The organism is Streptomyces venezuelae (assembly GCF_008642295.1).
Taxonomy (GTDB): domain Bacteria; phylum Actinomycetota; class Actinomycetes; order Streptomycetales; family Streptomycetaceae; genus Streptomyces; species Streptomyces venezuelae_C.
In genome coordinates this window covers 6,241,501-6,265,668 of sequence record NZ_CP029190.1, presented here as the reverse complement: position 1 = coordinate 6,265,668, position 24,168 = coordinate 6,241,501, and the positions used below count along the sequence as shown (strand labels likewise).

The following is a 24,168-nucleotide window of genomic DNA, read 5'->3' as shown; positions in this document are numbered from 1 at the left end:
CCGCCCGTCGCGTCAGGACTGCGGGGTCTTGCGGAACATCCGGGTGGCGGTGATCTCGCCGTGGACGGTCTCCCCCTCCGCGGCCTGCTGCGGCAGGCCCGGCCGGAGGTGCTCCTCCACGCTGATGTACTTCAGGCCCGCCCGCAGGTCCGCGTCGTTGCGCAGCCGGATCACCAGCGGGAACTCCGCCAGCGCCGTCGTGTCGAACAGCCCCGTGGTGTAGAGGAGCTGGACGCCGAGTGCGTCGGACACGGCCCGCTGGAGTTCCAGCAGGTATGTGGCGTTGGCCCGGCCGATCGGGTTGTCCAGGAACAGCGTGCCCGCGTGCCGGTGCTTGTCCCGGCCCCGGTCGTTGCTGCGCAGCGCCGCCATCGTGCAGTACAGCGCGATCGCCGCGGTCAGCAGCTGGCCGCCGGAGAACACGTCGCCCATCTGCCCCACCGGAACCCGCTCGGCGCGCAGCACGGCGTCCGGCTTGAGGATCTCCACCGAGATGCCGCGCGGCTCCAGCGCCGCCTGCACCCCGCGCAGCAGCAGGGACATGCCGTCGCGGCGGCCCTCCCCGAAGGAGGCGTTCTTCTTGACCGCGGAGCGGGTGGCCTCGTCGATCACCTCGCCGAGCCGCTCGGTCAGGGTCGCCTGGTCGGGCTCCTCGAAGCGGATCCGCAGGAACTCCTGGCCCGACCACTCCCCCAGCCCCTCGGGCAGCTGGGACAGTCGCTGCGCGGAGCGCAGGGTGGCCAGGGCCGACTCCACCAGCCCCCGCAGCCGGTCCACGATGCTGTCCCGGTTGCGTTCCAGCTGCTCCAGCTCGTCGGTCAGCACCCGCAGCCGGGGCGCGAAGGCCGCCGCCCAGGCGGCGGCGTGCTCCGGCAGCGCGGAGGCGGGCAGTTCGCGGATCTGCTGGCGGGCGGGGGTGCGTACCTGCTCGTAGCGGGTGGAGTTGGCGTGCCGTACCAGGATGTCGGACGCCTCGCGGACCGCGGCCTCGGCGGCGGACAGATCGGCGGTGCAGCCGCGCAGGGAGCGGCGGGCCTCGGCGGCGGACTGCCGGGCCTCCTCCAGGGCGCCCGGGTAGGGCGTCTGGTCCTGCGCCTCGTCCTCGCCGGACCCCTGGTGCGTGTGGTCCCGCAGTTGGTCGCGGAGCTGGGCGGCGGTCTCGTCGAAGCCGCCGGCGCCGTCCTCGGCGGTCCGGTGGGCGCGCAGCAGCTCGGCGTGGGCGGCCCGGGCCGCTTCCACGGCGGCGGTGTGGGCGGCCAGTTGGGCGGTGGCGGTGCGCAGCAGCGCCTGGGCCTGCTCCACGTGCTCCGGGACGAGCTCCTCGGGGAGGTCGGTGTGGGCCCCGCCGTCGGCCGGGGCCAGACGTTCGGCCTCGCCGCGCAGCCGGCCGAGCTGCTCGCTGGCCGTGCTCGCGCGGGACTCCAGCATCTGTACGAGGGACTCGGCGCGGGCCGCCGCAGCCTGCCGGGACGGGCCGTCGGCGCCGTCGGTGCCCTCCAGGAGCTGGGCGGCGCGGGTGCGGACCTTGTTGGTGAGGCGGTCGAGTTCGGCGGTGGCGGCGCTCTCGTCGCTCTCCGCGCGGGCCTGCTCGGCGCGCAGGTCGGCGCCGACGCCGACCTTCTCGTAGAGCTGGGAGGCGGCCCGGTAGGCCTCGCGGAGGTCGGGCAGGGCGGCGCGCTGCGGCTGGTCCTCCTCGGGCGGGAGATCGGACACGCCGGCGATCTCGGCGCGTTCGGCGCGCAGGGCGCGGGCGGTGCGGCGGGCGTCGTCGGCGGCCCGCTGGGCGGCGCGGCGGTCCTCGTCCGCGGCCCGGGCGCGGTCCAGGCAGACCTCGGCGCGGGCCTCCGACTCGGCCGCCTCGTCGGCGAGTTCGCGGACCTTGGCCTGCCAGCCGGCCCGTTCGCGGAGCCGGAAGGCGAGCCCGGCGAGGGCGTCGGCCGCGCGGCGGGCCCGCTGGGCGGTGTCCTGCCGCTCGTCACGGACCCGGGCGGCGTCGGCGGCGGCCTCCTCGGCTTCGGCGCGGACGGTCCGGGCCTCCGCCAGCTCGGCCTCGGCCTCCACGGCGAACGCGCGGGCGGCGGCGGCCTGTTCGCCGAGTTCGGCGAGCCGGCCGGGCGGGCAGCCGGTGCGCCAGGACGCGAGCCGGGCGGCCAGCTCGCGGTCCCCGGCGAGGCGGGCGGCGAGGTCGCGGATCTCGGTGTCCCGGGCGGCGGCCCGGGTGCGCAGGGCCTGCCGCTCCTCGTCGGCGGCGTGCTCGTCGTGCATGGCGGGGTTCGGCGAGACGATGAAGATGCCGGACGCATCGCCGTCGCCGGCCGCCCCGGCGGGCGGTACGGGCGCCAGCAGGGCGGCGGCCGTGCCGACGGCCACGGCGGACCGGGGCAGCAGGGCGGCGCCGGCCAGCACCTCGCGGGCCCGGGCGTGGGTGTCGGGTTCGGTGATGACGACACCGTCGACCAGCTCGGGCCGGGCGGCGAGCACGGCCGCGTGGTCGGCGGGGTCCACGGCCTGGGCGAGGTAGCGCCAGCCGGGCAGGGCGGGGATGCCGTGCTCGCCGAGGTACTCGACGGTGGCGAGGACGTCGGGGCCGGGCGGCAGCAGGCCGCCGTCGCCGAGTGCGGCGAGGATGCGGGCGTCGTCGGCGGCGGCGGTCCGCAGCTCGAACAGCTGGCGTTCCGCTGCGGCGACCCCGGTCTGGAGGAGCTCGTGCAGGTCGTCGGCGTTCCGGTCGAGCGCCTCGGCGCCGAGGCCCGGGCCCGCCCCGGGTGCCCGGCCGGCCGGGCCGGGCCCGGCGGAACCCCGCTGGTGCGGAAGGGAGGCTTCCGGGGCCTCCGGGGCCCCGGGGAGGCCCAGGAGGTCCGCGAGGCGGGGCGAGTCCGCGATGGCGGCGGCCGTACGGCGTTCGGCTTCGTGGGCGGCTTCGGCCGCGGCGGCGGCATCCGCGGCGCGGGCGGCGGTCAGTTCGGCGCGGGACTCGCCGGCCGCTGCCTCCCGGGCCGCCGCGGAGGCGGTACGGGCGGCCTCGCGGGCCTCGTCCCAGGCGGCGACGGCGGTCTTCTCCGCGTCGCTGGCGGCCAGCGCGGCCCGGGCCGGATCGGCGTCCGCGGCGGAGTCGTCCAGCCAGCCGGCCCGGACCGCCTCGGCGGTCTCCTGCTCGACCTCGGACAGCCGGGCCCGCAGGTGTTCCGCCTCGCTGCGGGCGCGCTGGGCGGCGGTGGCGGCGGCCGTGGCGTCGCGGTGCGCGGTCTCGCCGGCCTCCTGAAGCAGGGCGGAGCGCTCCTCCTCCTCGTTGGCGACCCGCTCGCCGTCCTCGGCGGCCGTGTGCAGGGCCCGTACCAGCTGTGCGGCGGCCGTGGCCCGGGCCGCCAGGGCCGGGGCGGCGTCCCGCTCGGCCTCCCGGATCGCGGCGGCGACCCGGGCGGAGCGGTCGGCGGCGGCCCGGTGCCGGAGCACCGTCTCGGCAGCCTGCCAGGCCGAGTGCAGGGTACGGGCCTCCAGGAGCTCGCGGCGCTGCGCGGTCGCGGCCTTGTCGGCCACGGTCAGGGCCAGCGAGGCATGCCGGTAGGCGAGTTCGGCGGCGATGGCGGCGCTCCGGTCGCGGGCCGATTCCGCCGCGGTGACCTCGCGGGCGGCACCGGTCACCCGCTGGGCGAGATCGGCGGCCCGGGCCCGCTCCTGCGTGGCGCGGGCGGACAGCCGGCGGGCCAGGCTGCGGGTGCGGCGCTCGGCGCCCGCGTGGACGTCCCGGGTGCGGGAGCGGGTCCCGGCCGCCTCCACGATCCGGGTCAGCAGGTCCACCGAGCCCGCGGTGAAGTCGCGTTCGGCCATCAGCTCGGCCCGGCGGCCCAGCTTGTTGCCGAAGCCGTGGACGAGGTCGGCCAGCCCGTCGGTGTCGCGGGTGTCGGTGACCGCGCGCAGCAGCAGGTCGGTGAAGTCGGAGTCCTTCTTGACCGCGAAGAGGCCGGCGGCCTCGCCTTCGTCGGCGTTCATCTCCCGCTGGTAGCGGAAGAGTTCGGGGTCGAGGCCGAGTTCGGTGAGGTGCTCGTTCCAGCGGTCGTGGATCTCCTCGAAGGAGACCTCCAGGTGCGGGTAGGCCTTGCCGGCCTCGGTGAGGGCGTCGCGGAAGCCCTTCATGGTGCGGCGGCGCCCCTGCGCACCGGAGGCGCCCTCGGCGGGCGGCCGGACGGCGGTGGCCTCGGCGACGGGGAGGCTGTCGAGGCTGAGGCCCGGGCCGGGCCGGAAGGAGTACCAGGCCTCGGCGAACTTGCGCGGGTCGTTGGAGACCTGACGGCCGCGCCATTCGCTGACTTTGCCGACGACCACGCACTCGCCGGTCTGGGTGTGCTGCCATTCCAGCGCGACATGGCCGCAGTCGTCGGCGAGCAGGAACTTGCGCAGCACGCCGGAGCTGGCGCCGCCGAGGGTGTTGCGGTGGCCGGGCAGCATCACCGAGAAGATCAGCTTGAGGAGGACGGACTTGCCGCCGCCGTTCTCCAGGAACAGCACCCCGGCGGGCGCGGGGCGGCGCGGCGGGCCGGTGGGCTCGTCCTCGAAGAACTCCGCCTGGGCCGGCGCCGGGTGGGGCACCGGCTCGCCGACCCCGCGCAGGTCGAGCACGGTGTCGGCGTAGCGCGCACCGGCAGGACCGATGGAGTAGAGGCGGATCCGGGACAGCTCGTACATGGCGGCGGACTCTCGTTGTTTCTGGGTGTCGTCGGTGAGGCGGGTGGCCGGTGGCCGGTGGCCGGTGGCTCAGGCGTGGAACGGCAGGCCGGCGTCGGCCGCGAGTTCCAGGTCGTCGCCCTCGGGCGGCGGCAGCAGCGTGGCGGAGCCGTCGCCGACGGGGACCACGCCCAGTTCCAGGAGTTCGGCCATGGCCGCGCTGCCCGCCATGTCGCGGACCTGGAGCTGGTAGCGGGGGGTGGTGCGGTAGGTGCCTCCGGCCTCGTCCCCGGTGCGCTGGAGGAAACCGGACTCGGTGAGGAAGGCGGCGGCCTTGCCGACGATGCCGGTGGTGGAGCCGGCGAGGCGGCGGGCGTCCTTGGTGGCGCCGGTCGCACTGCGGCGGGCGTACACCCGCCAGGCGGCCTCCAGGCCGGGGGCGTCGGTCGCCGGGTCGGTGTTCTCGCCGAGCTCCTCGGCGCGTTCCTCCAGGCGGCGGCAGGCCTGCCGGACGAAGGCGTCCACGCCGTTGACGGTGATCCGGCCGATGTAGCCGTCGTCGGCGAGGTCCTCGGGGCGGGGGAAGGCGAGGGCGGCGACGGCGAGGTGGGCGAGGCCGTGGAGGAAGCGGTCGCCGCCGTCGGCGGAGGTACGGCGGGCGTAGTCGCCCATCCGGACGGCGAAGACGGAGTCCTCACCGGCGGCCACGGCCATGCCGGCGCGCGGCGAGACCTCGAGCACGACCAGGCCCAGGCCGGTGGCCACGGCGTCGGCGAGGCGGCCGAAGGCGGAGTCCTCGCGGTAGCGGCGGAGCAGGTCGGCGTAGTCGGCGTCGCGGGCGGGGAGGAGCTTGGGCTGGAGCCCGTACGCGACCAGGCGGGCGGCGTCGGCGGCGTCGGCGGGGGTGAGCGCGGCGGCTCCGGCGGCCTGGCCGGCGGAGCCGGGGGCTGCGCCGGCCTGGCCGGCGGGCGTGGGGTCGGGGTGCGCGGCGGGCGTGGGCTCGTTCCACGCGGGGTGCTCGGCGTGGGTCTCGCTCACGGCTGGGGCTCCTCGGGGGTGGTGGTCAGTGCGGTGTTCCGGTGCGGGGGCGGGGTCGTTTCCCCACCCCGCCCCTTCCCGAAACCGGGGGCAGGCCCCCGGCCCCCGGGCCGGGCCCCGGGCCGGAGCCCAGGCCGGGCCCCGGGCCGGAGCCCAGGCCGGTGCTGCGCCCGGCTCCGCCGGCGCAGGGGGGCCGGCCCCGGCTCCGCCGGCGTGGCAGGCTCGGCGAGCGAGCCGTACGCCGGAAAGCCGGCACGGCCGGGCGGCTGGGCCGGGGTGGTGGGGACGGGGGTCATGACGGCTCCGTGCGGGCTGCGGCCATGCCGGCCGCGTCGAGCAGGGCGGTGCCCACGATCAGGTCGGCGCCGCCGAACTCCGGGTCCTCGAGCACCGTGCCGTCGTCCACCGCGAACAGCAGCCGCTCCTCCCCCTGCCGGTACGCCGTACCGACCGCCGGGCTCGCCGCGTGCACGGCAAGCAGCGCCACCAGGTACGGCAGGTCCGGGTCCTGGCGGCGGGCCTCCGCGAGCAGCCCGGACAGCCGCCGCGGGGCATCGTGCGGCAGGTCGAGCAGCTCCATCGCACAGGCGAGCTGCTCCTCGCTGAACCGGCTGTCGTCGGGGGTGGCGATGAGGTCGGGCTCGGGCATCTCCGCACCGAGGTGCTCCCGCTCCAGCGGCGGAGTCAGGAGGATCTCCACGAGATCGGCCACGCGGACGGAGACGGGCGTCCGCAGGCCGGTGCCGGCGGCGAAGAACGCGTCGGTGACCCGGCCGGCCTGCTCCAGGGGCAGCGGCAGCACGGGCGCGACGAGCTGCCCGTACAGGTCGATGCCGGAGCGCGGCGCGGGCGGCGCGAAGGCCTGCCGGTCCTGTTCGGCGCGGAACAGCGGCCCGGCTTCGAGGAGCCTCGACTGGAGCTGGGTGTGCCGGCGGATGCAGTCCTTGACGATGTCGACGAGCTCGGCGGCGCGCCGCTTGTGCTCGGCCGTCTTGGCGTCGGATCCCGCCTCCGCCTCGTCGCGCGCCTTGCGGATGTTGGTGAGGATCGCGTTTTCGTGGCGGTACCGGTCGGCGACGTGGTCCAGCGCCTCGGCGATCATGTCGGGCACGGCCTGGAGCCAGTCCACGGCGCGGACGTTGCGCCGGGTCGCCTCGAGGGTGCGGCGGAGCGTCTCGGCGTACTGCACGGTCCGGTAGCGGGCCTGTTCGGCGGCGAGTTGCGCGTCGGCGAGCCGGCCCCGGCTGATCAGGACCTCCAGCTTGACCTCGGCGGCGATCTGGGCGCTGGTGACGTCCGTGTCGAGTGCTCCGACCAGTACGTTGACGGCCTCGTCGGTGGTGCAGAGGTAGACCGTGCCGCCCGGGCCGGGGACTTCCTCGATCAGCTTGAAGTCGTAGTCGCGGCGGACGTAGACGCCGTCCGGGCCGAAGGTGCCGTAGATGGCGCGGAAGCCGCGGTCGACACTGCCGACGTTGATCAGGTTCTCCAGCACCCAGCGGGCCACCCGCTCGTGTTCGGCGGCCGGCCGGGCCGGGGCCTGGGCGGCGACGCGCGGGAGGAGACGGGCCACTATCTGCTCGTGGTCCGCGCCGGTGTCGAAGTCCATGTTGAGGGTGACCAGGTCGATCGCGGCGAGCGCGACCTCCGCCATGGCATAGACCCCGTACTCGCCCGCCAGGTTGGCCTTGCGGACGTCCAGGTCGTGCAGCGGGGCCGTGCACGCGAGCGCGCGCAGCCGCCGGGCCAGGCCCTCGTCGGCGGCCGGGCCCGGGGCCGGGGACGGGAGGGTCTTCGCCGGGGCTGGAAACGTCACGACGGAAAGACTAGGCGCTGACCCTGACAACCACCCAAACGGCACGGTTCGGCCGGATCGTCCTGGGCTGGTGCCGGGGGCCGCTGGTGGGGGCTGCTCTACGCTCGCCGCATGCCTTCCATGATCACACCCTCGGACCCGGTGCCGGCCCCGGTGCCGGACTTGGTCGTCGACCTGAACGCCGATCTCGGCGAGGGCTTCGGCCGGTGGACGCTGACCGACGACGAGGCGCTCCTGTCGGCGGTGACCAGCGCCAACGTGGCCTGCGGGTTCCATGCCGGGGACCCGTCCATCATGCGGCGCGTGTGCGAGCTGGCCGCCGGGCGGGGCGTACGGATCGGCGCCCAGGTCTCGTACCGCGATCTGGCCGGCTTCGGGCGGCGGGCGATGGACGTGCCGCCGCAGGAGCTGGCGGACGAGGTGGCGTACCAGATCGGCGCGCTGGAGGTGTTCGCCCGGGCGGCCGGCTCCCGGGTGTCGTACGTGAAGCCGCACGGCGCGCTCTACAACCGGACCGTGCACGACACCGGCCAGGCTGCTGCGGTCGTCGCGGGCGTCCGGCTGGCCGCCGGGCCGGGGGCGGGGCTGCCGGTGCTGGGCCTGCCCGGATCGCAGCTGCTGGCGGCGGCCCGGGAGGCGGGGCTGGAAGCGGTACCGGAGGCCTTCGCGGACCGGGCGTACACCCCGCAGGGGACGCTGGTGCCGCGCAGCGAACCGGGAGCGGTGCTGCACGACCCGGAGGCGGTGGTGGCCCAGGCCCTGGCGCTGGTACGGGGTGGCGCGGGGCGTTCGCTGTGCCTGCACGGGGACACCCCGGGTGCAGCGGAGCTCGCGCTGCGGGTGCGGCGGGCCCTGGCCGGGGCGGGGGCCCGGGTGGAGGCGTTCACGTGACGGGGGCGGTGCGGGCGCTGCCCGTGGGGGCGGAGGCGCTGTTGCTGGAGGTGGACTCCGCCGCGGAGGTGGCCGCGCTGCACGCGGAGGTGCTGCGCCGGCGGGCTGCGGGCGATCCCTGGCTGGCGGGCGTACGCGATGTGGTGCCGGCCGCCCGGACCGTGCTGATCGACGGGGTGGCCGCGCCGGAGGCGCTGGCGGCGCGGATCGCCGGGTGGCAGGTGCCGCCGGTGGCGGCGGGGGAAGGCCCTGAGGTGACGGTGCCGGTGCGGTTCGACGGGCCGGACCTGGCGGAGGTGGCCGGGCGGTGGGGGGTGGCGGCCGGAGAGGTGGCCGGGATCGTGACCGGCACGCCGTTCCGGGTGGCGTTCTGCGGTTTCGCGCCGGGCTTCGGCTATCTGACCGGGCTGCCGGAGCGGTTCCACCTGCCGCGCCGGGCGACCCCGCGTACCGCCGTCCCGGCCGGATCGCTGGCCCTGGCGGGCGAGTACGCGGGCGTGTACCCGCGCTCCTCGCCCGGCGGCTGGCAACTGGTCGGCCGTACCGACGCGGTGCTGTGGGACCCGGGACGGGAGCCGGCGGCGCTGTTCGCGCCGGGGGTGCGGGTGCGGTTCGTGGAGGCGGGCGCGTGAGGCCGACGTCAGGGTTGGAGGTGGTACGGGCCGGCTCTCTGACCACGGTTCAGGATCTGGGCCGCCCCGGGTACGCGCACTTGGGCGTGCCTCGGTCGGGGGCGCTGGACACCGAGGCGCATGCGCTGGCCAACCGGCTGCTGGGCAATCCCGCGGACGCGGCGACGCTGGAGACCACGCTGGACGGGGTCGCGCTGCGCGCGGTGGGCACGGTGACGGTGGCGGTGACGGGTGCGCCGTGTCCGGTACGTGTCGCCGGGCGTCCGGCGGCGTGGGGTGCGCCGGTACGGGTGCCAAACGGGGCGGTGCTGGAGGTGGGGGCGGCGGCGTACGGGGTGCGGAGCCACGTTGCGGTGCGGGGCGGCTTCGCCGTACCGGCGGTGCTGGGCAGCCGGGCCACGGACCTGCTGTCGGGGCTGGGGCCGCCGGTCCTGACGGCCGGTACGGTCCTGCCGGTGGGACGGCCCTGGGGCCCGGTCGCGGGCGCGGACACCCTGCGGGTGCCGGCGCCACCGACGGAGCTGGTGCTGCCGGTGCGGCCGGGGCCGCGGGCGGACTGGTTCACCGAGGAGTCGGTGGCGGCCCTCGCCCGTGGGGCCTACCGGGTCTCCTCGGCGGGCAACCGGATCGGGCTGCGCATCGAGGGCGGCCCGGCGCTGGTCCGGGCGCGCGGCGGGGAACTCCCGAGCGAGGGCATAGTGCTGGGGGCGGTCCAGGTCCCCCCGAACGGCCTCCCGGTCGTCTTCCTTGCCGACCACCCGGTGACGGGCGGCTACCCGGTCCTCGGCGTGGTCCCACACGAGGCCCTGGCCGGGGCGGCGCAGGCGAGGCCGGGGGTGGCAGTGCGGTTCGTGATGGTGGGCCCGTAAGTGACCGGGCGGCCCGGTCCGGCCTCCGGTCTCGGATCTGCCGCGTCCGGGCCTGGCCAGTCCGCTTGCCGCCAGACCGCCGGAGGTCATCGCGGCCGATGGCAGCCATTGTCCCGCCACACGCGGCCCGGCCGGAGCGCGTAGCGATCCGCTGCGCCCCTGGGCTCCGCCCCGCCGGCCAGGTCCCGGCTTCGCCGGATCGGAACTCCCCACCCGCAAGGCCGGGTCATTGACCGGCCACAGCCGGTCTCGGGCCGCTGACACGACCGGAGGGCGTAGTGGTCGGTGGCGGTCTGGGTCCGGCCGCAGGCCGATCCGCTTGCCGCCTCACTGCCAGGGCGCGTAGGGGTCGGTGGCGGTCCCGGCTTCGCCGGATCGGAACTCCCCGCCCGCAAGGGCGGGTCATTGACCGGCCACAGCCGGTCTCGGGCCGCTGACACGACCGGAGGGCGTGGCGGTCGGTGGCGGTCTGGGACCGGCCCCGACCGGCCCGCTTGCCACCTCACTGCCGGAGGGCATCGCCGCCAATGGCGGCATTTGTCCCGCCACAGGCGGCCAGGCGACGCCGAACCGGCCGGAGCGCGTAGCGATCTGGTGCGCGCCCCGGGGCTCCGACCCGCCGGCCATGTCCCGGCTTCGCCGGATCGGAACTCCCCGCCCACAAGGGCGGGTCGTTGTCCGGCCACAGCCGGTCGCAGGACGCGGAGACGGCTGGAGGACATGCTGGCCGCTGGCGGTCTATGCCCGGCCACAGGCGGCCAGGCGACGCTGAGGCACGTGGAGCGCATAGCGATCTGGTGCGCGCCCCGGGGCTCCGACCCGCCCGGCCGGTCCCGGGTTCGCTCTGCCACGGCTCACCGCCCGACAGGGCGGCCGGTCGGCCGGAGCCGCCGGCCGGCCTTCCCAGCCAAGCCGCATCCGGGGCGGGTCCCCCTTGCCGTCCGCCCTCCCCCGGGGGCCGCCCGACAGTCCTTGTCTTTCCGGGACCGGCCGTCCTGTCAAGGGTGGAGCGCAGCGACATCGCGCAGCGACGCGACGAAGGAGCGCCCTTGACAGGGCGGACGGGCACGGAAGGACACTGAGGACTGACGGGCAGCCCCCGAGGCACCCGCACCCCCTCGCTCCCTCGCCCCCGCGCCCCCGCGCCCCCTCGCCCCCTCGCCCCCGCCCCAGAGAAGACCCCCTAGCCCCGCCCTCGCTCCGGGCCCGGGGCCATTCTGCTGCGGACTGCCGACTGGACGTCCTCCTCCTCCGCCGGGTCCGCCGCCAGGCGGCGGAGGCGGTCGGCCACGCGGGCGTCCGCCGTTTCGGCGTGGTGGGCCGCGACCTCGCGGGTGGACTCCTCGCAGTCCCACAGACACTCGACCGCGAAGCCCGCCGCGAAACAGGGGTCCGTGGCCGCCAGGGCGCGGGCCGCGCGGCCTCGCAGGTGCGAGGAGGACGTCTCGCGGTAGATATGGCGCAGCACCGGTGCCGCGCAGCCGATCGACAACCGGCCCGCGCCGTCCACCAGCGGGAAGAGCGTGACGGAGTCCGGGCCTGCGGCGCGGACCGTCGAGCGCAGGGCGGCGAGGACCAGGGTGGTGTCCTCCGGGCCGCCGTGGTCGGCGAGCAGGGTGGCTGCCGCCTCGCCGAGGGCGTCGGGCCGCTGGGCCCAGGTCCGGGCGCGGTCCACGGCCGAAGGGCCGGTCATGCGCCGAAAGGCGGCGATGGCCGGCTCGTCCCCGGCCGCTTCGATGAGGTCGAGGACGGCCGGGTTCTCCGGCTCGGCCAGGACGAGGTGGTGCAGCGCGGTGGCGCGGGCGGCCTCGCCGGCCGCGCCGGCGGCTGCCGCGAGGATCCGCGGGCGGTCCTCGGCGGTGGCCACGGCGGCCAGGCAGCGGGCGGCCGGCACATGCAGCGGAGTACCGCGGCGCAGGCCTTCGGCGGCCCAGTCGAAGACGGCTTCGACGCTCCAGCCGGGGCGCGGGCCGCCGGCCGTCATCTGCCGCTGCCAGCGCGAGAAGGAGCCCTGCTCGCGGGCGGCCCGCAGGCGGGCGCCGTGCGCGGGCAGTGCCTCCCACAGGCTCCAGGGGCGCGGTTCGTAGGCGTCGCGGATGGCGGCGGCCAGCCGCGCCTCACCTTCCGGTGTGCGGGGGAAGTGGGCGAGCACGGGTCCGGCGAGGGCACGCAGGCCCGCGTCGTCGTCGCGCAGGGCGAGCTCGTCCAGCGCCCAGGCCCAGTTCGCGCCCGAGGCGGCGTACCGGCGCAGCAGCATGAGCGCGTCGTCGCGGCCGTACGAGGCGAGGTGGCCCAGTACGGACAGGGCGAGCCCGGTGCGGGTGTCGGAGTCGTCGACGAGGTCCTCCGCCGAGAACAGGTGGTTCTCGATCTCGGTGAGCGGACCGTCGAGGTCCAGATAGAGCCTGGCGTAGTACAGAGAGCGGTTCTCGACCTGCCAGTCCTGGCGCGGGTCGTGCAGCACGCACTGGTTCAGCGCCGTAAGGGCCTCGGCCCGGGGCGCGGCGAGCGCGTGCAGCGTGCCGTCGCCACGGCCCCGCTGGAGGAGCCCGAGCAGGGTACCGCTCGGAGCTATGACTGGTTCGAACATGGGAATGGCCTCAAATCAAGCTGGGGACGCAACCGGGAATCGGGATTCACAGGGCCGCGTAACAGCATGTGAGGACGTCCGCCGTCATGTTCCGCTCGATGTAGACCATGGCCTTCTCTCTTTCGTCGGTGACCGGAGCTCCCCCCGTACCCCGTCCTTCGGGGTCTCTACCCCGTCCTTTGGGGCGTTCTCCGGATCCGACGCCATGATGGCCCAGCCGGTTTGTGCACCGCGACCACATTTACGGCCGCCGTGACCAAGCCGGGATCAACTCGAGGCCCCTCCCGGCCGATCACCCCCCGAAAAAGCGGACTACTCGGCTCCGAAGAGTGTGAGCAGGTCGGTCTTGCCGAACATGCGGGCCGTGTCCACGGCGGAGGGGGTGCCGGCGGCCGGGTCGGCGCCGCCGGCGAGCAGCGCGCGGATGACGGCTTCCTCGCCCTTGAAGACGGCTCCGGCGAGCGGGGTCTGGCCGCGGTCGTTGGCCCGGTCGGCCTCGGCGCCGCGCTCCAGCAGGGCCGTGACGGTGTCGGCGTGGCCGTGGTAGGCGGCGAGCATGACGAGGGTGTCGCCGCGGTCGTTGGTGAGATTCGCCGGGGCGCCGGCGTCCAGGTACGCGGCGAGGGTCCGGGTGTCACCCTGCCGGGCCAGGTCGAAGATCTTGGTGGCCAGTTCGATGACGTCCTCGTCGGGGGCGCCCTGGCCGCCCGAAACGTCCTGGGGGCTCTCGCTCATCGGGGCGTACCGCCTTTCACTTCTGCTCGGCTCTGCCGCTGCACTGCCGCATGTCGTCCGTTCGGATGAAGCCACAGCTTACTGCCCGTAACCGCACATGCCCGGCCCGAGGCGGGGAGCTGAGCCGACCAGGTGAAAAGTCCGGCTATTCACCCGAATGAACCTGTTGTCGCATTGATACTTCCTGTGAGGTAGGGAGAACTGATGGTGACTGTCCCCCGCTGTCCCTTCAGTACCCGCAGTCCCCCACCGTCCCCTGCTGTCCCCACCCACCAGGAGAGCCTCCCATGGTCCTGTCCATCTCAGGCGTGGTCCTGCTCGGCATCATCTGCTTCCTCTTCTTCAAGAAGGACGGGATGAAGCTGACCCACGCGTTCGTCTGCGCCCTTTTCGGCTTCTTCCTCGCCGGCTCCGCGATCGCACCGAGCATCACGGCCAGTACGGCGAGCCTGGCCAGCCTGCTCGGCGGCATCAAGCTCTGACCGCACCGGACAACTTCAGGAGACGCCCGTGGCCCGGCGCCCACTTCCCCGCATCCTCGAGCGCGGCAGCGTTTCGCTGGCCAGGGGCCGCGACATCGCGCGCACGGCCCGCGACAGCGCCACGGACGTCCTCCATCCGCTCCTCGTCATCGGGCGCGGACTGCGCATCATGGCCGCGGCCGGGCGCCGCAAGTGGGCCGACACCCCCAAGGACAAGCGCGGTCCCGCCCTGTTCCTGGGCGCAGCCTGCGTCCTGGTCGTCGCACTCGTCCCGTACGGTCCTCTGCTCGCCATGATCGCGGCCATGGCGGCGGCAGCCTGGCACGGGCGGGACCGCGCCCCCGCGGCGGAGGGGCCGGGCGAGGCCGAGGCGGAGCGGCTCGGTTCGCTCTACGAGGCGCTGGTGCCGTACTTCTCCGTGCCGGACGACCCCAGTCCGCTGTTCTCCCACGGCGGCGCCTGGGACGCGGCGTTCACCGACTACGCCTTCGACCGGCCCGGCCGGATCACCCGGCTCCGGATCCGCTACCCGGCGTACTTCACCGATGGCGAGGCCGAGTCCCGGGCCCGGATCGAGGCCTTGCTGCACGCCAAGTCGGGGCGCGGACGCGAGTACCTCTTCGACTGGGACGAGGAGGGCAACTGCCTCGACATGAACGTGCTGCCGCCGCTGCCGACGGAAATCGCCGCGCAGCGCTTCGTGACCTCACCGGGCGAGACGGTGCTCGGCTTCACCGATGCGGGCAGTGTGCAGCGCACCCTGCCGGTACGGGAGGGGCAGGGCGAGGAGCCGCGGGACGTGCCGCCGGTGATCTGGCGTACGGGAACGAGGGCGACCGAACCGCACCTGCTGGCCGTGGGCCGGCCGGGCAGCGGTACGTCGACGCTGCTCCGCTCGATCGCCCTGCAGGCCCTGCAGCACGGCGGCGACGTGCTGATCGTGGAGGGCGCGGGGAGCGGGGAGTTTTCCTGTCTGACCGGACGTACGGGCGTGCTGGCGGTCGAATGCGGGGTGGGCGGGGCCCGGACCACGCTGGAGTGGGCGGCGCAGGAGACGGAGCGGCGGCTGTTCGCCGCCAACCGGGCGCGGCAGGAGGGCCGGCCCGCGCCGGAGGACGTCCGGCGGCCGGTGTGGATTCTGCTCGACCGGCCGAGCGTGCTCGGGCACCTGGCGGCGGTGGACGGGCGGACCGATCCGTTCGCCCTCTTGCAGGTGCCGCTGCGGCACGGGCGGGCGGCGAACGTGACGGTGGTGGTGGCGGAGCAGTTCGACCACCTGGAGCTGCTGGGCGAGGCCGTGTGGGCGCACACCCGGGCCCGGGTGGTGCTGGGGCCTGCCTCGGTGGAGCAGATCAGGTCGGTGCTGGGAGTGCCGCCGCACACCACGCCGACGCCGGAGGTGCCGGTGGGGCGGGGGTACGCACGGCTGGGCACGGGGCCGGTGCACCGGCTCCAGGTTCCGGCGACGCCGGATCCGTACGACGAGGGGGCGGGGGTGGAGGCGCGGGAGGCGGTGCTGGGACTGCTGCCGGAACGGGCGAAGCAGGGAGCTGCGCATACGCAGCCGCCGCTGTTGCCGGAGGTCCGGGCGGAGGCGACGTAGCCGCGGGCGGGCGGGGCGCCGCTGCGCGGGGCAATTCCCCACCCCGTCCTTCCCCGGAACCGGGCGGCAGCCCGGACCCGCTCGGGGCTCCGCCCCGGACCCCGGCCGTATGCCCGGGCTACGCCCGGTGCCGGCCGAAGCCCGTGCACCGAGGGGGCGCGGGCCGCAGCGGCTCGCCCGCGGGCCAGGGTCAGGCCACGAAGGTGCGAGGGGGTTCCGCGGTGTGGCCCGCGGCGCCCGTGGTGACCAGGCGGGCCGCCGCCGCCAGGCGGGTGGCCGCTTCGTCGGCCACCGGGCCGCCCACCGTGAACGGCAGCCGGACATAGCCCTCGAACGCCCCGTCCACCCCGAAGCGGGGGCCCGAGGGCACCCGGACGCCCACGCGTTCGCCGACCTCGGCGAGGCGGGAGCCGGAGAGGCCCCCCGCGCGGGCCCACAGGGTGAGGCCGCCCCGCGGAACCGCGAACTCCCAGTCGGGGAGTTCGCGGCGGACCGCCGCGACCAGGGCGTCACGGTTGTCGCGGGCCTGCGCCCGGCGCAGGTCCACCGCCTCCGTCCAGCCGCCGGTCCGCATCAGCCAGTTCACCGCCAGCTGCTCCAGTACCGGAGTGCCCAGGTCGGCGTAGGCGCGGGCCGCGACCAGGCTGCGGATGACATCGGGGGCCGCGCGGACCCAGCCGATCCGCATGCCCGCCCAGAACGCCTTGCTGGCCGAGCCGACCGTGATCACGGTGCTGCCCGCCGGGTCGAAGGAGCAGACCGGGCGGGGCATCTCCAGGTCCTCGTCGAGCTTGAGCTCGGCCATGGTCTCGTCGGCCACCAGGACGGTGCCCGCCGAGCGGGCCGCCTCGACCATCGCCCGGCGCTGGTCGTCCGAGGCCAGCGCTCCGGTGGGGTTGTGGAAGTCGGCGACCACATAGGCCAGGCGCGGGGCCGCGTCCCGCAGCACCTGCCGCCAGGTGGCCATGTCCCAGCCGTCCAGGCCGTCCGACATGGCGACCGGCACCAGCCTGACCCCGGCCGCCCGCATCAGCTGGAGGATGTTGGCGTACGAGGGGGATTCGACCGCGATCCGCTCCCCGCGGCCGGCGAAGAGGTGGCAGATGGCGTCGATGGCGCCCATCGCGCCCGTGGTGACCATGATCTGTTCCGGCATGGTCGGGATGCCACGCTCGGTGTAGCGGTCGGCGAGCATCCGGCGCAGCGCCGGCAGCCCGGCCGGGTAGTCCCCGTGCGTGTGGGCGTACGGAGGGAGTTCCTCCAGCGCACCCTGGACCGCGCGGGTCAGCCAGGGCTCGGGGGCCGGGAGCGCCGCGCAGCCCAGGTCGATCATCGAGCCGAGGGCCTCCGGGGGCAGGGGTTCCAGTCCGCGGGCCGGCAGCGGGTTGCCGGCCGGTACGGCGGTCCAGCTGCCGGCGCCGCGCCGGGACTCCAGGAAGCCCTCGGCCCGCAGCGCCTCGTAGGCGGCGGCGACGGTGGTGCGGCTGAGGGACAGGGAGACGGCCAGTTCCCGTTCGGCGGGGAGCCGGGCAGCAACCGGAACCCTGCCTTCCAGGACCAGCAGGCGGATGCCGTCGGCCAGCGCCCGGTAGGCGGGCGGCTTGCGGGCGCCGGGTGCGGCGGGCGTCGGCTGCTGCGAGGTGATCAGCCGGGCGAGCTGGGTCGCACCCACCGCAGAGGTCCACTGAGCCATGCTGTCCGGTCCACCTTCATCGGATTGGCCACGTCCTGAGCGGATTTCCACCGGGATTGGATGTGACCGGGATGGGATTGGTTCTGCCCGGACAGGGTGTCACGGCCCCCTCCCCCGGCACCAGCCCACCCCCGCCCCTCCCCCGGCGCTCCCCAGCCCGCCGGCCGGCCCGGACCGGGCCGGCCGCTCCACCGCCAGCGGCTGCCGCCCGCTGCCGCCCGTACGCCGCCGCCCGTATGCCGCCCGTGCACCCGCCCGTGCGCCCTCGGTGGCCCGGCGCGGTGCATACTGCCGCCGTGACGCACGTACGCCTTCGGCACCCGTACCTGGACCATCCGGCTCCGATTCCCTTCGCGCACCGGGGAGGGGCCGCGGACGGGCTGGAAAACACCCTCACCGCCTTCCGCCGGGCCGCCGACGAGGGCTACCGGTATTTCGAGACCGATGTCCACGCCACCCTCGACGGGAAGCTGGTGGCGTTCCACGACGCGACCCTGGACCGGGTCACGGATTCCTCCGGCCGGATCGCGGAGCTGCCCTGGACCCGGGTGCGGGAGGCCCGGGTGGCGGGCAGTGAACCGCTGCCGCTGTTCGAGGAGCTGCTGGAGGAGTTCCCCGACGCCCGCTGGAACATCGACGTCAAGGCGGAGTCCGCGCTGCATCCGCTGGTGAACCTGATCGCCCGGCGGGGGCTCTGGGACCGGGTGTGCGTGGGGTCGTTCTCGGAGAGCCGGGTGGCCCGGGCCCAGCGGCTGGCCGGTCCCCGGCTGGCCACCTCGTACGGGGTACGGGGTGTGGTCGGGCTGCGGCTGCGCTCGTACGCGATCCCGGCGGCGCTGCGGGTCGGGGCGGTGGCGGCACAGGTGCCGGAGACCCAGGCGGGCATCCGCGTGGTCGACCGGCGGTTCGTCCGTACCGCGCACGAGCGCGGGCTCCAGGTGCACGTCTGGACCGTGAACGAATCGGAACGCATGGAGGCACTCCTGGACCTGGGTGTCGATGGCATCATGACCGACCGGATCGACATCCTGCGCACGGTGCTGGACCGGCGCGGATCCTGGGCCTAGAGCTGCGAGGGGGCACCCGGTCATGAGTGCGCGGACCACGGACGAAGCGGAACCCGGCGCAGCCGGCAGCACCCGGGACGCCGAAGCCGACGGGGCAGCGGCCCGAAGACGCGAGCAGCACGGCTGGTACTTCTACGACTTCGCCTGCTCGGTGTACTCGACGAGCGTGCTGACGGTGTTCATCGGGCCGTATCTGACCTCGGTGGCCAAGAACGCCGCCGATGCCGAGGGCTTTGTGCACCCGCTGGGCATACCCGTGCGGGCCGGGTCCTTCTTCGCCTACTCGGTGTCGCTGTCGGTGCTGGTGGCGGTGCTGGTGATGCCGCTGGTCGGCGCGCTGGCCGACCGGACCGGCCGGAAGAAGCCGCTGCTCGCCGCCGCCGCGTACACCGGGGCGACCGCGGCTGCCGGAATGTTCCTGCTGGGCGGGGACCGCTATCTGCTCGGCGGGCTGCTGCTGGTGGTGGCCAATGCCTCGCTGGCCGTCTCGATGGTCCTCTACAACTCGTACCTGCCGCAGATCGCGGGCCCGGACGAGCGGGACACGGTCTCCTCGCGCGGCTGGGCCTTCGGCTACGCCTCGGGCGCGCTGGTGCTCGTACTGAACCTGGTGCTCTACCAGGGGCACGAGTCCTTCGGGCTGACCGAGGGCATGGCGGTGCGGATCTGTCTGGCCTCGGCCGGTCTGTGGTGGGGGGCGTTCGCGATCATCCCGCTGCGGCGGCTGCGGGACCGGAGGGTGGTCCGGGATCCGGCGGCGCCGGCGGTGGGCACCGGCTGGAAGCAGCTGGCGGCCACGCTGAAGGACATGCGGCGGCATCCGCTGACCCTGTCGTTCCTGCTGGCCTACCTGGTCTACAACGACGGCGTGCAGACGGTGATCTCGCAGGCTTCCGTGTACGGCTCGGAGGAACTGGAGCTGGAGCAGTCCACCCTGATCGTGGCGGTGCTGCTGGTGCAGGTGCTGGCGGTGGCGGGAGCGCTGGGGATGGGCCGGCTGGCCCGGGTGTACGGCGCCAAGCGGACGATCCTGGGTTCGCTGGCCGCCTGGACCCTGACCCTGGCCGCCGGATACTTTCTGCCGGCCCGGACCCCGGTGTGGTTCTTCGCACTGGCCGCGATGATCGGGCTGGTGCTGGGCGGCAGCCAGGCACTGTCCCGGTCGCTGTTCTCCCACCTGGTGCCGGCGGGCAAGGAGGCCGAGTACTTCTCCGCGTACGAGATCAGCGATCGTGGGGTCGCCTGGGTGGGGCCCCTGGTGTTCGGCCTCACCTACCAGCTCACCGGCAGCTACCGGGACGCGATCATCTCGCTGGTGGCATTCTTCGCGGTGGGCTTCGTCCTGCTGGCCCGGGTGCCGGTCCGGCGGGCCGTGGAAGCGGCCGGGAACCCGGTTCCCGCACGGATTTGACGAACGGATTTACACGTTCAAGTGAAAGGCCGGTAGTGTACGCCTTTGGCCTGCCAGGCGGACCGTTACTGCGTGTTGAAGAAGTGAAGACGTTGGGTGACATCTGCTGCCAGATGTGACAAAACGGGCATTGGTGGGTACAACAAGGGGCGGCACGACGGGCGACGCATGACCCGGAGCGGGAATCTATACCGCCGACCGGACGTTGACCGGATGACGACGACAGCGACACCTGTCCTGTGGGCGACAAGCCCGGGAGGCACGATTCATGAGTGAGCGAGCTCTCCGCGGTACGCGCCTCGTGGTTACCAGCTACGAGACGGACCGCGGCATCGATCTGGCCCCGCGCCAGGCGGTGGAGTACGCATGCCAGAACGGACATCGATTTGAGATGCCGTTCTCGGTTGAGGCAGAGATTCCGCCGGAGTGGGAGTGCAAGGCGTGCGGCGCCCAGGCACTCCTCGTGGACGGGGACGGGCCCGAAGAGAAGAAGGGCAAGCCTGCGCGAACGCACTGGGACATGCTCATGGAGCGGCGTACCCGCGAGGAGCTCGAGGAGGTGCTGGCCGAGCGGCTGGCCGTCCTGCGCTCCGGAGCCATGAACATTGCCGTGCATCCGCGGGACAGCCGCAAGTCCGCGTAGCGCGCCTTCGGGCACGTCTGCGCAGTTGAAGAGCCGCTGGGCTCCGCCACCCGAGGGTGGCGGAGCCCAGCGGCTCTTCGCCATGCCTGCCGCGGCCCGGGCCGGCCCGGGCCGCGAATGTACGCGGGCCTACGGCTGCCCGGGCGCCCCTGCGGCCGGGCCATGCCCGGCCCCGGCCGCGGGCCGCGGGCATGCCGCTGCCCCGCTCGCCGGTACGGCGGGCGGGGCCCGGCCTGCGGAGAGCGCGGGACCGTCGACCGGGCGCGGCCCGGGGCGCCGGTCTGCGACGGCCCGGGGAGGCACGGCGCGGCCCCGGCCGCGGGAATGCCGCTGCCCCGCCCTCTGGTACGGCGGGCGGGGCCCGGCCTGCGGAGAGCGCGGGACCGTCGACCGGGCGCGGCCCGGGGCGGCAGGGCGGCCCCGGCCGCGAATACACGCGGGCCTACGGCTGCCTGGTCGCCGCTGCGGCGGGCCGGGCCCGGCCCGGGCCTGCGGCGGCACGGTGGCCCCGGGCGCGGACAGGCCGCTGCTCGGGCGATGGCACGGCGGCCCCGGGCGCCGGCCGCGGGCATGCCTCTGGCCCGGGCGCCGGTAGGGCGGGCGGGGCAGGGGGTGCGGTGGGTCAGGGGGTCAGGGGAGGGCGGGGGGTCGGGTCCGGGCTTGGGTCCTCGCGGATGACTTCGCCCTGGACGATCTTGCCGTCCGGGTAGTGGATACGGGCCTGCTGGAACGCGTCGCCGAAGCTGCCCGCCGGCGCCGAGGCCATCTTCTTCTGCAGGGTGCGCTCGGCCCGGCGGCTCACCAGGGCCCGGACCGGCGGCAGCAGCAGGAGCAGGCCGAGGACATCGGAGAGCAGGCCCGGCATGATCAGCAGCAGGCCTGCCAGCATGGTGAGGCCATTGCCGGAGCCCTTGGCCGCGGGCTGCGGGGCAGTGGGCGGCCGGCCCGTCTGGACCGCTTCCTGGGCCTGCTGGAAGGTGCTGGTGAGGTTCTTGAAGGCGCGCCGGCCGGCCCGCTTGATGACCACCACGCCCAGCACGAAACCGCCCGCGAGCAGCGCGAGCACCGCGAGGCCGCCCAGCTGCTGCGAGACCAGGCCGAGCAGCCAGATCTCCAGGACCAGCCAGGCGGCGATGCCCAGGGGCACGAAAGTTCGGGGGCGCGGCGAGCGCCGGGGGGCCGTCGAGGTGGGAGCGCCGGTCGTCATACCACCCAGTGTGCCGGGTGCTCCGTAAAACCGGCGTCGGCCGGAGGTAGCGGCCGTCCCCTAGGGACTCGGCCCATGGGAACTCGGCCCCCGGGGAATCAGCCCCGGGTGCCGGTGCCCGGGATGCCGAGTTTGGCCGCGCGGGTGCTCAGGCCCCAGGTGGTGACCCGCCACAGGGCCTCCACCACGATGTCCTTGCTCATCTTGCTGTCGCCGAACTCGCGCTCGACGAAGGTGATCGGCACCTCCACCACGCGGAAGCCCTTCTGCACCGCCCGCCGGGCCAGGTCGACCTGGAAGCAGTAGCCGGCCGAGGCCACCTCCTCCAGGCCCAGCCCTTCGAGGGTCTGCCGGCGGAAGGCCCGGTAGCCGCCGGTCACATCACGGATCGGCACGTCCAGCATCAGCCGGGAGTAGGTCGACCCGCCGCGGGAGAGGATCTCGCGGTGCCGGGGCCAGTTGACCACCCGGCCGCCGGGCACCCAGCGGGAGCCCAGCACCAGGTCGGCGCCCTTGAGGGCGGTCAGCAGCCGGGGCAGTTCCTCGGGCTGGTGGGAGCCGTCTGCGTCCATCTCGACCAGGACGCCGAACTCGCGCTCCAGGCCCCAGCGGAATCCCGCCAGGTAGGCCGCGCCCAGGCCCTCCTTGCCCTTCCGGTGCAGGACGTGGACCCGGTCGTCCTCGGCCGCCAGCTCGTCGGCGAGCTTGCCGGTGCCGTCCGGGCTGTTGTCGTCGGCCACCAGGACGTGGGCCGCGGGCACCGCGGCGCGCACTCGGGAGACGATCGGCCCGATGTTCTCCGCCTCGTTGTAGGTCGGAATGATCACCAGAACCGTGCCGAGCGGCCCGTACCCCCGCTCACCGCCGTCGCTCACTGATTCCCCTTAGTACGTCTTGGTACGTCCTGTCACTGGTGACTCCCCACTCTAGGCGGTGTCCGGGGGATCGGGACCCGGCGTCCTTCGGGCCGGCCCGGCTCCCGCTGGCTGCGGGCGGCCGAAACCGTTGTCTACTGGACCGCCGGGCCCCACCCGGGTCGCACCCCACCGCCCGGCGAAACCTTCCCTCGCCCCCGAGGCGCGGGCGCGCTGAGCCGACGGATCCGTCCGGTACGGGCGTCCTTTGGTGGACCCGGCCGAACCTATCCGGGTCCGGCCGCCCGCGCCGAACGGAGGCAGACCTCATCACCCCTGTGGGCGTACGAATACCTCCCGGCCGCCGACCACCGTCGCGAGGCACACCGGGAGGTCCGTGCCGGGGCTGAGGTCGGGCAGTCCGGGAGTGCCGGAACGGGGGTCTGTGGACCACCGGGCGACCCGGTCGTCGGGGGCCTGGACCACCAGTTCCGAGGTCTGCCAGACCGCGTAGTCGGCGGGGGCGCCCGGCACCAGGACACCGGCGTCGTCCCGCCCGATGGCCCGCCAGCCGCCGCGGGTGTGGGCGGTGAAGGCGGCGCGTACGGAGATCCGGTGCTCGGCGGTCCGGTGGAAGGCGGCGGCCCGGACCGTGCCCCAGGGGTCGAGGGGGGTGACGGGTGCGTCGGAACCGAACGCGAGCGGGACACCGGCCTTGAGCATGGCCGCGTACGGGTTGAGGGTACGGGCGCGGTCGGCGCCGAGCCGGTCGGCGTACATGCCCTCCGGGCCGCCCCAGTTGGCGTCGAACGCGGGCTGCACGGAGGCGGTCAGACCGAGCTCCGCGAAGGCGGCGATGGTGGCCGGGGTCATCATCTCGGCGTGCTCGACCCGGTGCCGGGCGGCCCGGATCCGGGCCAGGCCGACCGTGTCGGCGGCCCGGCGGATCCCGTCGGTCACGGCGGTGATCGCGGCATCGCCGATGGCGTGGAAGCCGGCCTGCAGACCGGCCTCGGTGCAGGCGACGACGTGCGCGGCCACCTCGTCGGTGCCGAGGTAGGCGGTGCCGGTGTGGGCGGCGTCGGTGTACGGGGCGTGCAGGCAGGCGGTGTGAGAGCCGAGGGCGCCGTCCACGAAGAGGTCGCCGGCGGCGCCGATGGCGCCGAGCTCCTTGGCAAGGGCCAGGTCCCGGTCGGCCCAGTAGCCGAAGACCCGGGGGCCGGGCTCGGCCTCGGCGAGGTTCAGCAGGGCGGTGAAGTCCTCGGGCGAGGAGATGTCCGGCCCGCCGCACTCGTGGACGGAGCCGATGCCGAGGGAGGCCGCCTGCCGGAGTGCGGCCCGCTGGGCCTCCTCGCGCTGGCCGGGGGTGACCGCGGCGAAAGCGGCGGCGCGGACGGCGTGGTGGGCGTCCCGGGTCAGCGGCTCGCCGTCGTGGAAGCCGGGGGTCTCGCGGAGGCGGGGCACCCGGTCGAGGAGGGCCGTGGTGGCCACCGCGGAATGGACGTCGATCCGGCTCAGGTAGAGCGGCCGGCCGCCGGTGGCCGCGTCCAGTTCCTCGCGGCGGGGGGCCCGGCGCTCGGGCCAGCGGGCGGCGTCCCAGCCGTGGCCGAGCAGGACCCGGTCACCGGGCCGGCCGTCGGCGTGGGCCCGTACGAGGTCCAGGGCCTCGGCCAGGGACCGGGCCCGGGTGAGGTCGAGGCCGGTCAGGGCGAGGCCGGCGGAGGTGGCGTGCAGATGGGCGTCGGTGAAAGCGGGGGTGACAAGGGCTCCGTCGAGGTCGACGACCTCGTCGACTCCTTGTGCGAAGGCGTCGGCCGCGCCTTCGGAGCCGACCCAGGCGATGTGGCCGCGCTCGACGACCATCGCGGTGGCGAAGGGGTCGGCGGGGCTGTGCACCTCGCCACGGCGGAGGAGTACGGTCCGGGGCTGATCGTCGTGCGGGGTCGCCGCGCCATGGCCATGCGTCATGGGATCA

The 24,168-nt window shown here is 75.1% G+C and carries 17 protein-coding genes; 8 read left to right on the top strand and 9 right to left on the bottom strand.

Translation table 11 applies throughout. The features are described from left to right. Window positions 1–12: 12 nt before the first annotated feature. From DEJ50_RS28295 to DEJ50_RS28285, 3 genes are all read right to left on the bottom strand, one after another. Complete coding sequence (locus tag DEJ50_RS28295) at window positions 13–4,683, bottom strand: hypothetical protein (protein WP_150210911.1); 4,671 nt, start codon at window positions 4,681–4,683, stop codon at window positions 13–15. 69 nt (window positions 4,684–4,752) lie between these two features. Next, complete coding sequence (locus DEJ50_RS28290) at window positions 4,753–5,700, bottom strand: hypothetical protein (RefSeq protein WP_150210910.1); 948 nt, start codon at window positions 5,698–5,700, stop codon at window positions 4,753–4,755. Window positions 5,701–5,992: 292 nt separating this feature from the next. Continuing rightward, a complete protein-coding gene (locus DEJ50_RS28285) occupies window positions 5,993–7,516 on the bottom strand; it encodes a hypothetical protein (RefSeq protein WP_150210909.1) in 1,524 nt (507 codons plus the stop codon). A gap of 111 nt (window positions 7,517–7,627) precedes the next feature. Here DEJ50_RS28285 and DEJ50_RS28280 point away from each other — a divergent pair, with 111 nt between their 5' ends. From DEJ50_RS28280 to DEJ50_RS28270, 3 genes are read left to right on the top strand one after another with little or no spacing between them, the layout of a single operon-like run. Next, window positions 7,628–8,407: a LamB/YcsF family protein gene (locus DEJ50_RS28280; RefSeq protein ID WP_150210908.1), complete on the top strand. Its 780-nt coding sequence runs from the start codon at window positions 7,628–7,630 to the stop codon at window positions 8,405–8,407. After that, window positions 8,404–9,039: a 5-oxoprolinase subunit B family protein gene (locus tag DEJ50_RS28275; RefSeq protein ID WP_223837934.1), complete on the top strand. Its 636-nt coding sequence runs from the start codon at window positions 8,404–8,406 to the stop codon at window positions 9,037–9,039. The genes DEJ50_RS28280 and DEJ50_RS28275 overlap by 4 nt, the downstream gene beginning before the upstream one ends. Then, window positions 9,036–9,908, top strand: a complete 873-nt coding sequence (locus DEJ50_RS28270; protein ID WP_411757645.1) for a biotin-dependent carboxyltransferase family protein — start codon at window positions 9,036–9,038, stop codon at window positions 9,906–9,908. The genes DEJ50_RS28275 and DEJ50_RS28270 overlap by 4 nt, the downstream gene beginning before the upstream one ends. Window positions 9,909–11,091: 1,183 nt before the next feature. On the opposite strand, the gene DEJ50_RS28265 is transcribed toward DEJ50_RS28270, so the two are convergent. Further along, the gene (locus DEJ50_RS28265; protein ID WP_150210907.1) at window positions 11,092–12,498 is read right to left on the bottom strand and encodes a HEAT repeat domain-containing protein; all 1,407 of its coding nucleotides are present in this window, start codon (window positions 12,496–12,498) and stop codon (window positions 11,092–11,094) included. Between the two features lie 312 nt (window positions 12,499–12,810). Next, window positions 12,811–13,233: an ankyrin repeat domain-containing protein gene (locus DEJ50_RS28260; RefSeq protein WP_150210906.1), complete on the bottom strand. Its 423-nt coding sequence runs from the start codon at window positions 13,231–13,233 to the stop codon at window positions 12,811–12,813. A 287-nt stretch (window positions 13,234–13,520) separates the two neighbouring features. On the opposite strand from DEJ50_RS28260, the gene DEJ50_RS28255 reads away from it, so the two are divergent. Both DEJ50_RS28255 and DEJ50_RS28250 read left to right on the top strand, forming a co-directional pair. Further along, a complete protein-coding gene (locus DEJ50_RS28255; RefSeq protein WP_007262923.1) occupies window positions 13,521–13,715 on the top strand; it encodes a hypothetical protein in 195 nt (64 codons plus the stop codon). A 28-nt stretch (window positions 13,716–13,743) separates the two neighbouring features. Next, window positions 13,744–15,318, top strand: a complete 1,575-nt coding sequence (locus DEJ50_RS28250; RefSeq protein ID WP_150210905.1) for a hypothetical protein — start codon at window positions 13,744–13,746, stop codon at window positions 15,316–15,318. A gap of 190 nt (window positions 15,319–15,508) precedes the next feature. Here DEJ50_RS28250 and DEJ50_RS28245 read toward each other — a convergent pair whose 3' ends face one another. Beyond that, window positions 15,509–17,011 (bottom strand): PLP-dependent aminotransferase family protein, encoded by a 1,503-nt coding sequence (locus DEJ50_RS28245; protein ID WP_150210904.1) that lies wholly within the window; start codon window positions 17,009–17,011, stop codon window positions 15,509–15,511. A gap of 296 nt (window positions 17,012–17,307) precedes the next feature. Between DEJ50_RS28245 and DEJ50_RS28240 the strand changes: the two genes are divergently transcribed. The 3 genes from DEJ50_RS28240 to DEJ50_RS28230 all read left to right on the top strand — a co-directional run bounded on the left by DEJ50_RS28240 (window position 17,308) and on the right by DEJ50_RS28230 (window position 20,132). Then, a complete protein-coding gene (locus DEJ50_RS28240) occupies window positions 17,308–18,078 on the top strand; it encodes a glycerophosphodiester phosphodiesterase family protein (protein WP_150210903.1) in 771 nt (256 codons plus the stop codon). A gap of 22 nt (window positions 18,079–18,100) precedes the next feature. Beyond that, on the top strand, window positions 18,101–19,489 hold the full coding sequence (locus tag DEJ50_RS28235; protein WP_150210902.1) for an MFS transporter: 1,389 nt from the start codon (window positions 18,101–18,103) through the stop codon (window positions 19,487–19,489). Between the two features lie 268 nt (window positions 19,490–19,757). Continuing rightward, window positions 19,758–20,132, top strand: a complete 375-nt coding sequence (locus tag DEJ50_RS28230; RefSeq protein ID WP_003959706.1) for an RNA polymerase-binding protein RbpA — start codon at window positions 19,758–19,760, stop codon at window positions 20,130–20,132. A gap of 622 nt (window positions 20,133–20,754) precedes the next feature. Here the strand turns inward: DEJ50_RS28230 and fxsA are convergent. The 3 genes from fxsA to DEJ50_RS28215 form a co-directional block, all read right to left on the bottom strand. After that, complete coding sequence (fxsA, locus tag DEJ50_RS28225) at window positions 20,755–21,339, bottom strand: FxsA family membrane protein (RefSeq protein WP_150210901.1); 585 nt, start codon at window positions 21,337–21,339, stop codon at window positions 20,755–20,757. Between the two features lie 98 nt (window positions 21,340–21,437). Next, complete coding sequence (locus DEJ50_RS28220) at window positions 21,438–22,214, bottom strand: polyprenol monophosphomannose synthase (protein WP_150210900.1); 777 nt, start codon at window positions 22,212–22,214, stop codon at window positions 21,438–21,440. Window positions 22,215–22,523: 309 nt separating this feature from the next. After that, complete coding sequence (locus tag DEJ50_RS28215) at window positions 22,524–24,161, bottom strand: amidohydrolase (protein ID WP_150210899.1); 1,638 nt, start codon at window positions 24,159–24,161, stop codon at window positions 22,524–22,526. Window positions 24,162–24,168: the final 7 nt, after the last annotated feature.